Source organism: Blastopirellula retiformator, from assembly GCF_007859755.1.
Taxonomy (GTDB): domain Bacteria; phylum Planctomycetota; class Planctomycetia; order Pirellulales; family Pirellulaceae; genus Blastopirellula; species Blastopirellula retiformator.
The window spans coordinates 383,749-396,786 of sequence record NZ_SJPF01000004.1 but is presented as its reverse complement, the minus strand read 5'-3'; the positions used below and the strand labels follow the sequence as shown (position 1 = coordinate 396,786).

10 protein-coding genes are annotated in these 13,038 nt (G+C 59.6%); 5 read left to right on the top strand and 5 right to left on the bottom strand.

The genetic code is table 11. From position 1 onward, the window contains the following. Positions 1-26: 26 nt before the first annotated feature. On the top strand, positions 27-1,175 hold the full coding sequence (gene mqnE / locus Enr8_RS17545) for an aminofutalosine synthase MqnE (protein WP_146433937.1): 1,149 nt from the start codon (positions 27-29) through the stop codon (positions 1,173-1,175). Positions 1,176-1,379: 204 nt separating this feature from the next. Then, positions 1,380-2,195 (top strand): alpha/beta hydrolase, encoded by an 816-nt coding sequence (locus tag Enr8_RS17540; RefSeq protein WP_146433935.1) that lies wholly within the window; start codon positions 1,380-1,382, stop codon positions 2,193-2,195. A 209-nt stretch (positions 2,196-2,404) separates the two neighbouring features. On the opposite strand, the gene recG is transcribed toward Enr8_RS17540, so the two are convergent. The 4 genes from recG to priA form a co-directional block, all read right to left on the bottom strand. Further along, positions 2,405-4,498 carry an ATP-dependent DNA helicase RecG gene (gene recG / locus Enr8_RS17535; RefSeq protein ID WP_146433933.1) on the bottom strand — a complete coding sequence of 698 codons (2,094 nt, stop codon included), beginning with the start codon at positions 4,496-4,498 and terminating at the stop codon, positions 2,405-2,407. Between the two features lie 219 nt (positions 4,499-4,717). After that, a complete protein-coding gene (rnhA, locus tag Enr8_RS17530; RefSeq protein ID WP_146433931.1) occupies positions 4,718-5,176 on the bottom strand; it encodes a ribonuclease HI in 459 nt (152 codons plus the stop codon). Between the two features lie 61 nt (positions 5,177-5,237). Further along, the gene (locus tag Enr8_RS17525) at positions 5,238-7,142 is read right to left on the bottom strand and encodes a sensor histidine kinase (RefSeq protein ID WP_146433929.1); all 1,905 of its coding nucleotides are present in this window, start codon (positions 7,140-7,142) and stop codon (positions 5,238-5,240) included. Positions 7,143-7,252: 110 nt separating this feature from the next. Beyond that, positions 7,253-9,529 (bottom strand): replication restart helicase PriA, encoded by a 2,277-nt coding sequence (gene priA / locus Enr8_RS17520; RefSeq protein WP_146433927.1) that lies wholly within the window; start codon positions 9,527-9,529, stop codon positions 7,253-7,255. A 110-nt stretch (positions 9,530-9,639) separates the two neighbouring features. Between priA and nadD the strand changes: the two genes are divergently transcribed. Next, positions 9,640-10,260, top strand: coding sequence for a nicotinate-nucleotide adenylyltransferase (nadD, locus tag Enr8_RS17515; protein ID WP_146433925.1), 621 nt, complete (start codon positions 9,640-9,642; stop codon positions 10,258-10,260). Positions 10,261-10,319: 59 nt separating this feature from the next. Here the strand turns inward: nadD and Enr8_RS17510 are convergent, their stop codons facing one another. Then, complete coding sequence (locus Enr8_RS17510; RefSeq protein ID WP_146433923.1) at positions 10,320-10,583, bottom strand: hypothetical protein; 264 nt, start codon at positions 10,581-10,583, stop codon at positions 10,320-10,322. Between the two features lie 292 nt (positions 10,584-10,875). Here Enr8_RS17510 and Enr8_RS17505 point away from each other — a divergent pair, with 292 nt between their 5' ends. Beyond that, a complete protein-coding gene (locus tag Enr8_RS17505) occupies positions 10,876-11,631 on the top strand; it encodes a sensor histidine kinase (RefSeq protein ID WP_246120138.1) in 756 nt (251 codons plus the stop codon). A gap of 306 nt (positions 11,632-11,937) precedes the next feature. Continuing rightward, positions 11,938-12,951 carry a 3-deoxy-7-phosphoheptulonate synthase gene (aroF, locus tag Enr8_RS17500; RefSeq protein WP_146433919.1) on the top strand — a complete coding sequence of 338 codons (1,014 nt, stop codon included), beginning with the start codon at positions 11,938-11,940 and terminating at the stop codon, positions 12,949-12,951. The last annotated feature ends 87 nt before the right edge of the window (positions 12,952-13,038 follow it).

Sequence of the window (13,038 nt, the reverse complement as noted above, 5' to 3'; positions counted from 1 at the left end):
GGATTTGATGTAGGAAGCCGACGCCCATGGCTGGTGGAATTTCGCTCGATACGATTGCTAACAAAGTGGAAAACGGCGATCGGCTGTCGCTGGACGAAGGGGTCTACCTCTATCAGGACGACGTGCCGCTGAACGAAGTGGCGGCGCTGGCCAACTTGGTCCGCGAGCGGAAGAACGGAAACTTCGGCTACTACAACATCAACACCCATCTCAACGCGACCAACATCTGCGTCTATCGCTGCAACTTTTGCGCGTTCCGGGCTGACCTGCGAGAGCCGCGCGGCTACGTGATGAGCGACGAGCAGATTGTCGCTCGCGGTCAGGAAGCGGTCGACAACGGCTGCACCGAGATGCACATCGTCGGCGGTCTGCATCACCAGAAGAAATACGAGTGGTACGTCAACTGTCTGAGGATTTTGCACGACGCCTTTCCGACGCTGCACCTGAAGGGCTGGACCGCGGTCGAGATCAACTGGTTCGAGTTCCTGACCAAAAAGCCGGTCGAGGAAGTGCTGACCGATTTGCTCGACGCTGGTTTGGGCAGTATGCCTGGCGGCGGCGCCGAGATCTTCCACCGCGAAGTTCGCGATCAGATCTGCGAGCACAAAGCGAACTCGAACAAATGGTTTGAAGTGCACGGCACGGCGCACAAGCTGGGCATCAAGACCAACGCCACGATGCTGTACGGCCACATCGAAAACGCGTTCCATCGGATCGACCACCTGATTCGTTTGCGTGAGCAGCAGGATCTGACCGGCGGGTTCCAGACGTTCATTCCGCTGGCGTTCCATCCTGACAACACCAAGTTGGCGGCGATGCGCAACTTGAAGAAGCCGTCGGTCTTGATGGACCTGCGAACGATGGCGATCTCGCGGCTGATGCTCGATAACTTCGATCACATCAAGGCGTACTGGATCATGCTCGGCATCGAGACCGCGCAGACGGCGCTCGCTTACGGCGCCGACGACATCGATGGTACCGTTCGTCACGAACTGATCTACCACGACGCTGGCGCGACCACGCCGGAAGTGCTGTCGGTCGAAGATATTCGCCGCCTGATCAGCGAAACGGGACGCGAACCGGTCGAACGCGATACCCTGTATCGCCGCGTCGAACGCGACCCCGCCAATCCGTCCGCCTGGTCGGTCGGCGAACAAGTCGCCGTTGGCGGCTAGAGTAGGTCAACGCTCTAATGTGTGCCACTGCTGGCTTGTCCAGCAGTGCGAACTGAGTACCTGCTGGACAAGCCAGCAGTGGCACACGTTGGTAAACCTAGGGGCCAAACTTGTTGGGTTGAATCATGCCGGTCGGCAGTTGAGAATAGTAGGAACATCTGACGTTCCCCCGCCACCTTCTCCCGCCTGCCGAAAGCCGACCTCATGCGACTTCTGTCCCTCGCTTCGCTTGCTTTGGCGCTGCTCGTTTCCGCTTCGTCTTTCGCCGCCGAATATCAAACCGACAAAGATATTCCGTATCGCGAAGGAGAGACGCTCACCGAGTATCAAAAGGAGCGGTGCAAGGTCGACGTCTACTACCCGGCCAACGAGAAAGGGTTTGCGACGGTCGTCTGGTTTCATGGCGGCGGACTGACCGGCGGCAGCAAGTCGGTGCCGAAGGAGCTGAAAAACCAAGGGTTCGCCGTGGTGGCGGTCAACTATCGGTTGTCCCCCAAGGTGAAGTCCCCGGCCTACATCGAAGACGCCGCTGCGGCGATCGCCTGGACGTTTCGCAACATTGAAAAGTTTGGGGGCGACCCAAAAAAGATCTTTGTCAGCGGCTACTCGGCCGGCGGCTATCTGACCGGCATCGTCGGCCTCGACAAGCGTTGGCTGGCCGCCCATGAAATCGACGCCGATCAACTGGCAGGCGTTGCGCCGCTCAGCGGGCAGATGTTCACCCATTTCACCATTCGCAGCGAAAGCGGCATCGATCGCAACACGCCGATCATCAACGAACTGGCGCCTGCTTACTATCCCCGCAAAGATACGCCGCCGTTTATGCTGGTCACCGGCGATCGCGAGCTGGACATGCTCGGCCGGTACGAAGAGAACGCCTATCTGTGGCGGATGATGACCGGGCTAGGAAACAAGCAGGCGGAATTGCATGAGGTGGGTGGTTTTAATCACGGCACTGCGGTTCCGCCGGCATGTCAATTGTTGGTCGAGTTCGTTAAGAAGCACGCGGCCGCCAACTAGAGCGGTTTTCTTCAATCTTTAGCGTTGTGGCTGGTTGCGGCCGCGCTGGTCGGCGTTGACCTGCATCGACGAATCTTGAGGATTTGCCTGCTTCGGTCGCCTTGACCAGCTTGCCTCACCAACGCCAGAAACGCTACAGCTATAAGAAAAACGCTCGAAGGAAACGTTACTTCGAAAACGCCTATGAGGCAAAAACTGGGGGGTGAGATTTAGGCCAGATCGCCGATCTCTAACGATTTTCCGTACCGAATGAAAACCATTCGCCGCAATTTTTCCCACTTGGCGTCGGCCAGGGCCGGATCAGCGGCGATGATCGACCGGGCATCGGTTCGGGCCTTTTCCAGTAGTTCGGCGTCGCGCTGCAGGTCGGCGATCCGTAGCGGCGGCATCCCATGCTGCTTGAAGCCAAACAGGTCGCCTGGCCCGCGAAGTCGAAAGTCGAGCTCGGCCAATTCAAAGCCATCGGTCGACTTGGCGAGCGCCTCGAGTCGTTCACGCGATTGATCCGACTTGGGATCCGCAAAGATGCAGAGGAACCCAGCGTGACTGCCGCGGCTGATGCGACCACGCAATTGGTGCAGCTGCGCCAGACCAAAGCGTTCGCCCCCTTCGATCGTCATGACGACCGCATTGGGAACGTCAACGCCGACTTCGATCACCGACGTCGAAACGAGCGTCTGGATCTCGCCGTCATTGAACAGACGCATCGTCTCTTCTTTCTCTTCGGCGCTCATCCGGCCATGCAGCAGGCGCAGTCGAAACTCTTCCAGCTCGCCGTTGGAAAGCGACTCCATCAACTGCTCGGCGCTGGCGCTATCGCCGGTCGAAGACTCATCGACCAGCGGCGCAACGACGTAGCCTTGGCGTCCTTCACGTAGTTTCTTGCGAAAGAACTCCCACCATTTTTCCCGTTCTTCCTCGGCGCCGATATAGGTATGGACCGGCTGGCGGCCTGGCGGAGCTTCGCGAATCGAGGAGACGTCGAGATCGCCAAACAGCGACATCGCAATCGTCCGCGGGATCGGCGTCGCCGTCATCACCAGATAATGCGGATCGAGCCCGGCGCTGCGCAACAATCCTCGCTGACGAACCCCAAACTTGTGCTGCTCGTCGATCACGACCAGCCCCAGCTGTTTGAATTCGATTTGACTGGCGATCATTGCCTGGGTGCCGATCAATAGCTGCACTTCGCCGGAGGCGACTTCGGCCAGCAGTTCACGACGCTGACGGTCGGTCAGGGTGCCGGTTAACAGGCCGACTTTGACCTGCGCCTGGGCGAGCAACTTGCCCAGCGTCCTGGCATGCTGACGAGCCAGCACTTCGGTCGGCGCCATCATCGCCGCTTGTGATCCGGCGGCGACCGCGGCCAGCATCGCGTAGAGGGCGACGATCGTCTTGCCCGAGCCGACGTCTCCTTGCAGCATCCGGTTCATCGGGACGTCGCGAGCGAGGTCTTGGGTCACTTCGGCGACCGCCTGGTTTTGGGCCTCGGTCAGTTCAAAGGGGATCAGACGGCGGATGCGGTCGTCGATACGGCCGTCGATCGGAATCGGCAGCGAATGCCGGCTGGCGGTCAATTGGTAGCGCCGGACTGCCAGTGCCAATTGCAGCACCAACAGCTCTTGGTAGATGAACCGCCGCTGAGCCGCCGCTTTCGACTCGTGATCATCGGGGGAATGGATCTGCTGGATCGCATGATGGACCGGCATCAGGCCATGCTCGTCGAGAAACGACTGCGGCAGGACCTCTTCGATCTCTTTGCGATACTCTTCGACCGTCAGGTGGACCAGTCGCCGCATCGCGCCTTGGCGGATTCCCTCGGTTAGCGGGTAGATCGGCAAGATCTTGCCGCCGATCTCTTCTTGCGCTTCTTCCAGTACGTCGGCGATCGGGTGGGCCATCTCCCAGCGGAGCCCGTTCATGGTCGGCTTGCCCGAGAGGAGCACGCGGGTTCCTTCATTAAATCGCCGCCGCAGGAAAGGTTGGTTGAACCAGACCGCCCGCAGGTATTGATCGTCGCTGCGGATCAAAACGCCCAGTATCGAACGCCCTGGCCCGGTGTTGCGGAGGGTCACCTCTTCCACAATCCCGATGATGCTGGCCGGTTCGTCTTCGACCAATTGGGCGATCGGGATGACGTCGCGGACGTCTTGGTAATCGCGGGGAAAGAAGAAGAGGAGATCGAGCGCTGTGAAAATGTTGAGCCGAGCCAACTTCTCGGCGCGATGCGGCCCGACTCCCTTCAGGTATTGAACGGGAGTACGCAGGCGTTCAAGCGACGGGTTGGCGCTGGGAGTCGACATCCTGGCTATTTTAGCGAGAGATTTCGCCAATGCGACGCCGTTTGTAAGACAAAACTAGCCCAACACTAGCCCGCTGCGCCAGCGAGGGAATGTGGTCTCAAGGGAATGACGAATGTCGAAGCTCGAATGACGAAACCATCGCAATGCGTCATTCCGGTTTCGGCATTCGTCATTTGGCCCAACGCAGTCCCTCGCTGGCGCTGCGGGCTAGTGTTTGACTTACTTGTACTTCTGGCTCGCTTCGACCGCCAGTTCGTCACAGCGTTCGTTTTCGGGATGGCCGCTGTGGCCGGCGACGCGGGTGTATTTCACCTGGTGGGTCAGCAGCAGTTCGTCAAGGCGGCGCCATAGCTCTTCGTTCTTCACCGGCTTCCACGATTTGCCTTCTTTGCGGCGCCAGTTGTTTTGCTTCCACTTCGGCATCCACTCGGTCATCCCTTTGCCGACGTAGACGCTGTCGGTGAACAGCTCGACGCGGCAAGGTCGGGTCAGCGTGCCGAGCCCTTCGATCACTGCCTGCAGCTCCATCCGGTTGTTGGTCGAAACCTCTTCGCCGCCAGAGCCTTCCATCTCTTTGTTGCTGGCCAAATGACGCAGGATAAAGGCCCAGCCGCCGGGACCGGGGTTTCCGCTGCAGGCGCCATCGGTGTAGAGGGCGATTTCTGGTTCGAACGGCATAAGGTGAGTCGCGAAGAAATTGGGGTGAATCGAAACGACCGGCGAAGGCTCGGCCCAAGGACTACGTCAAGCTGCGCTGCGAGGGCGAAGCGGCGTTGGACGAGCCGCCGTTGTTCGCGTTCGGACCGGGGATCCGAGGGAATTCGCCGCTCGACTTGCTCAGATCGTTAAGCTTACTGCGAAACGTCGATTGCGAAAGGTCGGGCCCTTCGTCGGCGATCCACGGAATGCGGATCGTGAAGGTGCTGCCGGAGCCCAGCTGGCTCTCAAGGTCGACCGAACCATCGAGCAGTTTGCAGATTTCCATCACGATCGACAGACCGAGACCGGTGCCAGAGAACTCGCGCGTCAGCGAATCGTTCCGCGGCGAAACGGCGCCTTGACGGAACTTTTCAAAGATAACTTCGCGATCTTCTTCGGCAATGCCGACGCCGGTGTCGGTGACCGCGAGGATCATCTCGTCCTCTTCACGAGAAACGCGGACCGTGATGCGTCCCCCTTCCGGCGTAAACTTGATCGCGTTCGACAGCAGGTTGGTCAAGATCTGCTGCAGTTTGGTCTGGTCTTGGAACATCGGCTCGCCCCCGTCCTGCACATCGCAGTCGAGATCGAGGTTTTTCTCTTCGGCCAGGGAGCGAACCATATCGCAGTTGGCCCGCACGACCGCAGCGACCGAGAACTCGCTGGGGCGGACTTCCATCCGACCGCTCTCGATCTTCGCGAGGTCGAGGATGTCGTTGATCATGTCGAGCAGCAAGCGGCCCGACTTCTGGATGTTTTGGACGTACCGCTTTTGCTTGTCGTTCAAGCTGTCGATGCCGCTGAGCACGTCGGAGAAGCCGAGGATGCTGTTGAGCGGGGTTCGCAACTCATGGCTCATGTTGGCCAGGAAGTCGCTCTTGACGCGGTTCATTTCGTAGAGCTGCACGTTGACGCGGGCCAGTTCGTCGACCTTGTTGTCGAGGTCATCGTTGGCCAGGTGCAATTGATTTTGCGCATCGATCAAGTGACGCAACATCTTGTTGAACGACGAGGCGAGATCTTCAAACTCGTCGTTGGTGCGGATGTCGGCCCGGACTGACGTATTGCCGTTGGTCACCTCTTCGCTCACCTCACGCAGATGGTTGAGCGGTTTGACGATTACGTATTTGACGATCAAGTAGAGCGCCGCCATCGAGAGCGCCACAGTGATGATGCCGGTCGCCACCAGGAAGGCGAAGTTCTTGTTGAGCGCCACCTGCGTGACGTCGTCATCCTTGGTGATTTTGACGACCGTGAACGGCAGCTTGTCGTCAATCGCGGGGGCGCCGGCCGGGAAGGCGGCGGCGATGTCGTTGTAGTGGCACGTCTTGCACGAATGCTTCCAGTAGATCGGCTGGTAGTAAACGTACTTCTTACTGTTGTCGTTGTACGATGAGCGAGAGACGGGCGAGTATTCAACCAGATTCTTATTGTCGTTTTGCGGCTTGAACTTGACCCACTCTTCGTCGACCACTTTGGTCTCGAGCTCTGGAGTCGCTAAGAACTTCTCCAGAATCTCTTTGTCGCGGGTCTCCTGCTCGTACTGCAACTCGGCCAGGATCTGGTACTCCTTTTCGTTGGCCGGCAGTCCGATGCGCTCTTCTTTGTTGAGCGTGCGGGCCAGTTTTTGCGCCTCCGGGTCGCGAACCAGGATTTCCCACCTGTACGTGATGTATTCCAGGTCGAGTCCCGTCTCGGCGACGTACGCGTCGTAACCTGGCTGCGACGTCTTTTCGTTGCTTTGCCAGTGGATCTTCAGCAGCACCGCATCGACCAACAGACGCCCGGTCGCTTCGTTCTTCTCGTGCACCAGCTGTTCGGTCTGCTGACCGTACCAGGTGAAACTTCCCATGATCAACAGCAGCAAGCAGGTCCCGAACAAGAAGCGGCACTTCCGCTCCAGGTTCGTTTCGCCGAGAACGCGTTTTAGCGAGCGGTAGGACATGCAATACGTTGAAAATGGGAAAACTTTGGGGACTTGTATGCATTCTAGAGGTTTGGTCCACTCGGAGCCAGACAGATTCACTTCCCCCGAAAGTACTGCCAGTACTCGGTTTACATCATGTCGACCGGGTCGACGTCGATGGTCCAGATCACATCGTCGGGCGTTTTCGTCTTCGCGGCGACCAGTTTGACCGCTTCACGCAGCTTTTCGCCATCGTGCGATTTGATCAGCAGATGGAAGCGATACTGCCCTCGCAGTTTCTCGATCGGCGCGGCGGCCGGCCCCTGGAGAAAAATCGCCAGGTCCAAATCTTCGGCCACTTTTACCATCTGCTTGGCGAACTCTTCGAGCATCGCCTCAGGCGCCGAAGCGACTTCGGCCCGCGCGACCAGTCGCACCATCTTGGCGAACGGGCTGAAGTGGAACTTCTCGCGAAATGGAAGCTCGCGCTCGGCGAACAGCGAGTAATCGTGCCGCGTCGCCGCTTCGATCGCCGGGTGATCAGGGCTCAGGGTTTGGACCAACACCTGGCCTCCCTTGTGCCCGCGTCCAGTTCGGCCGGCGACCTGGGTGATTAGTTGGAAGGTTCGCTCCCCCGCCCTGACGTCAGGAAAGTGCAGCGCCGTATCGGCGTTGATCACTCCGACCAGCGTCACGTTGGGGAAGTCGAGTCCTTTGGCGATCATCTGCGTGCCGACCAAGATCTTGGCGTCGCCGCGACGGAAACGATCGAGGGCCGCCTCGTGGGAGCCCGGCTTCTTCATCGTGTCGCTGTCCATCCGCAGGCACTCGACCCCGGGAAAGCGGGCCTTCACTTCCGCTTCTAACTTCTGCGTGCCATAGCCAAAAAAATGGATGCCGGTGTAGTCGCACGCTGGACAGCTTTTCGGCGCCGGGCGGCGATAGTCGCAGTAATGGCAGATCGCCACGTTGTCGGCCAGATGATGGGTGAGTGGAATTTCGCACTCTGGACAGACCACCTTTTCGCCGCAGGCCGGACATTGGATGTGGGTCGCATAGCCGCGGCGATTGAGCAGCAGGATCATCTGTCCATCTTCTTCGATGGTCCGTTTGATCGCCTGATATAGCTGGCGACTGATCGCGCCGCGGCCTTGGCTCTTGCGGTCGATCCGCAGGTCGATCGTCTTCACGTCAGGCAGCGGATAGTCGTTTACGCGGCGCGGCATCGAGACCAGCGTCATCTCGCCGGCTTGCGTTTGTCGCCAGCTTTCGAGCGATGGCGTCGCCGAGCCAAGGATCAGCGGCGCGTGTTCGTGGGCGGCTCGCCACGCGGCGACGTCGCGGGCATGGTAGCGCGGGGATGTGTCTTGCTTGAAGGACGATTCATGCTCTTCGTCCAGGATGATCATTCCCAGTCGCGGCGTCGGGGCGAAGATTGCGCTGCGAGCGCCAACCACCACCGGAATGTGCCCACTGGCGATCCGTTTCCATTGCCAATGCCGCTCGACGTCGTTCATGTGGCTATGCAATAGCGCGATCTGGCTGAAGCGGGCCCGGAAGCGATGTTTGGTCTGCGGCGTCAGGCTGATCTCGGGAACGAGCACGATCGCCTGTTTGCCGGCGGCGACTACTTTTTGAATCGCCTGCAGGTAGACCTCGGTCTTGCCGCTGCCGGTCACGCCATGCAAGAGTACTGACTGATGTCGCTCCTCTTCGACCGCGTTCAGGATGGTGCGCAGGGCTGCAGTCTGGTCGGGGTTCAGCTCTTTGGGCGGTTCCGCTTCGGCCGGTTCGTCATCGAAATGGGCGAAGCTGATGCGGCGGATCTCGACCTGGACCAGTTTCTTTTTCCGTAGCGCCATGATCGGCGCTTGCGTACAACCGGCGGCGTTGGCCAGCTCGGGGGGCGTCATGGGGCGGCTGGCCCCGGCCAAGATGCTGAGGGCCGCGTGCTGTTTGGCGGGCAGTTTGAGCGTGGCGAGCTGCATCGCCGTTTCGCGGGGGACCGACAGCAGCGTGACCTCGCGCGTTCCAGCATTGCCGCGAACCGCCGCCGGAACGACTGCGTCTAACACTTGTCCCCAAGGGCATAGATAATAATCGGCCATCCAGTGAGTCAGGTCGAGCATTGTGCGGCTAAGCAGCGTGACGTCGTCGACCACTTCGTAAATCGATTTCAGCTTGCCGGGCACGATCTGTTTCGCGGCGACTTCAACGCAGTATCCCTGCACCAGGCGATCACCGCGGCCAAACGGAACGCGCATGCGACGGCCGGCGATCGCTTCCGCCACCAGAGGTTCCGGCACGAGATAGTCGAACGGTTTTTGCGGCCCGGTCGAGAAGACGATCTTCGCGACGACATGCGAAACGAGATCGTCCACTTCCCACTGGGCCGGCGCGGTATTGAATAGGTCTTGTTGCTTCACGAGCGTTCAACGGCCCTTGGATGGCCTGCGCGGCGGGTGGGGGTTACATTGAATTGTAACGATTTTGGCCTTCGGCTTCCGGGGGCGATCAGGAAAAGCGGGCAGGTTCTATGCGACTCGGATTTTTCGGCGGCTCGTTTTCGCCGGTTCATTTTGGCCATTTGCTGCTGGCGGAGTACGCGCGAGAACAGCTGAAGCTGGACGAAGTTTGGTTCGTGCCGGCCGCCACCCCGCCGCATAAGTTGGATCAAGTGCTGGCCAACGACGCCGATCGGGTGGCGATGTTGCAAATGGCGATCGCCGGCAACGAGGCGTTCACGGTTTGTCCTTTGGAACTAGAACGGGGCGGCGTCAGCTTTACGGTGGATACGCTGAAGCAAATTCGAGAGCTGCTGCCTGACGCCGAGCTGTTTCTGCTGATCGGCGGCGATACGCTGGCCGATTTTCGTACTTGGCGCAATCCGGAGGAAATCTGTCAGCTGGCGGCGCCAGCGGTGATGCGGCGGCCTGGTTCGCCGGAGCCCGATTGGGGCGTCCTGGCGCCTTATTGCTCGGCCGAACGTCTACAGTCGTTCGCTGGCAACCTGGTCGATGTGCCGGGGATTGGGCTGAGCAGCACCGAGATTCGCCGCCGCTGCGCTGCTGGCGAAACGATCCGCTATCAGACGCCCCGCTCGGTTGAGATGTATATCCAAACGAAGCGGCTGTTTGGGCACCCGGGGTTGGAGTAGTTTCCCGAAAACGTGTGCCACTGCTGGACAAGCCTGCAGTGGCACACGCAAAAAGTATCCTACGCCGCTTTGCGGGATCGCTGGGCCAGCGTTTCGAGCGATTTGGGCAACGGAATCGTCTTCAGCGCATCGTCTTCGCCAACGGCCTCGAGCACTTGCATCAGTTGTTCATGCGAATCGAGCGATAGATCAACGAAAATCCATTTCTGCCCCCCCATTTCGCAGCCGCCGCTGGCGCCTCCGCCGAGCCACTCGCGGCGAACTCGATAGCCGAGTTTCTCAGCAGCGGTGATAGCTTGTTCCAGCAGGTCGAGCGTATGCATGCGCAGAATCCTTTGCGACATTGGGGGATCTGTATCGGGGGCGTCGATTGTAGCGAGATCGATTTGAGTCACGAAGAGCAATACGTCGATAGGTTTTCGTAGCGGTAAATCTCCATTTCGCAGGACTTTAAGCGACGCCGACAGGGAAGCTTCGGCGGTTTTGCGAAACCCAGCAGGGTGGGAAGTCTCTAGAAGGAAAGGCAGGACGCGCGTGTCATCCAGGACGTCACCGGTCACAGAGTCCCCAAACCAGCCATCGCTCGAGGAGCAAGTCGAAACGCTCAAGAGACGATTGGCCGAGGCCCAGAAGTTCACCGCGCTCGGCGAACTGATGAGCTCGACCACGCACGAATTCAACAACGTCCTGACCTCGATCATCAATTACGCCCAGATGGGAATGCGCCATCAGGACGAAGCGACCCGCAATCGTTGCTTTGAGAAGATCATGGCGGCCGGCAACCGAGCGGCGAAGATCACCACCGGCGTGCTGGGCATGGCTCGCAACCGCAGTGATCGTCGCGAACCGACCGATCTGGCGCCCTTGGTGCAAGATGCGGTGATGCTGCTCGAGCGAGAAATGCAAAAGTACCGCGTCGAACTAGACGTGCAGATCGAGACGACTGCGCCGGCCCTGGCGATCGGCAACCAGATTCAACAGGTGCTGCTCAACCTGATGATCAACGCCCGGCAGGCGATGCCCAAAGGGGGCCGCCTGGTGGTTCGCTTGTCGCAAGACGAGGAAGGTGGCGTTTGCCTGATGGTGCGGGATAGCGGCAGCGGGATCCCGGCCGATCAATTGCCGAGAATCTTTGATCCATTCTTCTCGACGAAATCAGGTCCCGACGAAAGCGGCAAAGGTGGAACCGGTCTCGGCCTGGCGACTTGCCGCGATATTATCGAGGCGCACGCTGGCAAAATTCGGGTGCAAAGCACGGTGGGCGTCGGCACCGCGTTTACGATTCGGCTGCCTGCTGCGAACCCCGTCGTGCCGCCGAGCGTCATGAAGTCGGCGGTCGACGTAGCTCCGACGGCTGCCCAGCAGTCGTAGGAAGGCGAACGTGGGGAGGCCCCTCGTTTGGACGTTTTCAGCGTGATTCACGCAGATTGACCGATTGCCGCGCCGCACGACTTGCGTTCGCGGCGCCGACAGTCATAATGACCAACATGATCGTGACCAACAGCTACTTTTGGCAGTTCTTTACCTACTTTACCGGTGGGCCTGGAGGAACTGCGTAGCTGCACAATCGCTAATACGAGTCCTTGCAGGCCCTGAACTTCCCAAGAAGTTCAGGGCCTTTTTCGTTTACCTACTGCAAATCGACAGCTTTCAAAAAAACATCGGAGCACCCAGGCAATGATCGTGGTAATGCGGCGTGGAGCCGAACAGGCGGAGATCGAACACATGGCCCAACGAGTTGAGAGTTTGGGGCTGAAGGCCCACATTATCGTCGGTGCGGAACAGACCGTGATCGCGGCGATTGGCGACAAGCGACCCGAGACGAAAGAGTCGCTGGAAAGCGGGCCCGGCGTCGCCTCGGTGATGCCGATCTTGGCGCCTTACAAGGTCGCCAGTCGTGAAGTGAAGCCGGAGTCGACGCAGGTCGTCGTCCGCGATTTGAAAGTGGGCGCCGGATGTCTGGGCGTGATGGCCGGTCCCTGCTCGGTCGAAAGCGAAGAGCAACTGATCACGACCGCCCGGGCCGTGAAGAAAGCAGGAGCCACCGCCCTTCGTGGCGGAGCGTTCAAGCCGCGGACCAGCCCCTACGCGTTCCAGGGGATGAAAGAAGAAGGGCTGAAACTGCTGGCCGCCGCTCGCGAAGAAACTGGCCTGGCGATCGTGACCGAAGTGATGTCGCCCGAGGACGTTGAGTTGGTCGCCAAATACGCCGATGTGCTGCAAATCGGCGCTCGCAACATGCAGAACTACCGCTTGCTGGAAGCCTGCGGCCGCGTCGATCGCGCCGTGCTGCTGAAGCGTGGTCCCGCCGCGACGATCGACGAACTGCTGCTCGCCGCCGAGTACATTCTGAACGAAGGGAACCAGAACGTCATGCTATGCGAACGGGGCATCCGCACCTTCGAGACGCATACCCGCTTCACGTTGCCGCTGGCGACCGTTCCGTACTTGCATCAGAAGACCCACCTGCCGGTGGTGATCGATCCGAGCCATGGCACCGGGCACGCTTACCTGATCGAAGACATGTGTGCGGCGAGCGTCGCGGTGGGCGCCGACGGCTTGATCATCGAAGTTCATCCGAAGCCGGAAGAAGCGATGAGCGACGGCTACCAATCGCTGAACCTTGACCAGTTCGCCCAAACGATGACCAAGTGCCGCAAAGTGGCCGACGCGCTCGGGATCGAGATGTAGAGAGAGGACGGGAATGACCAGTTGAGATCAACACTAGCCCGCTGCGCGAGCGAGGGAATGCGTTGGCTAAATGACGAATGTCGAAAC

Bases quoted from the DNA above. Each gene is read 5' to 3' on its own strand.
- mqnE (WP_146433937.1), top strand. From the start codon at position 27: ATGGCTGGTGGAATTTCGCTCGATACGATTGCTAACAAAGTGGAAAAC.
- Enr8_RS17540 (WP_146433935.1), top strand. From the start codon at position 1,380: ATGCGACTTCTGTCCCTCGCTTCGCTTGCTTTGGCGCTGCTCGTTTCC.
- recG (WP_146433933.1), bottom strand. From the start codon at position 4,498: ATGTCGACTCCCAGCGCCAACCCGTCGCTTGAACGCCTGCGTACTCCC.
- rnhA (WP_146433931.1), bottom strand. From the start codon at position 5,176: ATGCCGTTCGAACCAGAAATCGCCCTCTACACCGATGGCGCCTGCAGC.
- Enr8_RS17525 (WP_146433929.1), bottom strand. From the start codon at position 7,142: ATGTCCTACCGCTCGCTAAAACGCGTTCTCGGCGAAACGAACCTGGAG.
- nadD (WP_146433925.1), top strand. From the start codon at position 9,640: ATGCGACTCGGATTTTTCGGCGGCTCGTTTTCGCCGGTTCATTTTGGC.
- Enr8_RS17510 (WP_146433923.1), bottom strand. From the start codon at position 10,583: ATGCATACGCTCGACCTGCTGGAACAAGCTATCACCGCTGCTGAGAAA.
- aroF (WP_146433919.1), top strand. From the start codon at position 11,938: ATGATCGTGGTAATGCGGCGTGGAGCCGAACAGGCGGAGATCGAACAC.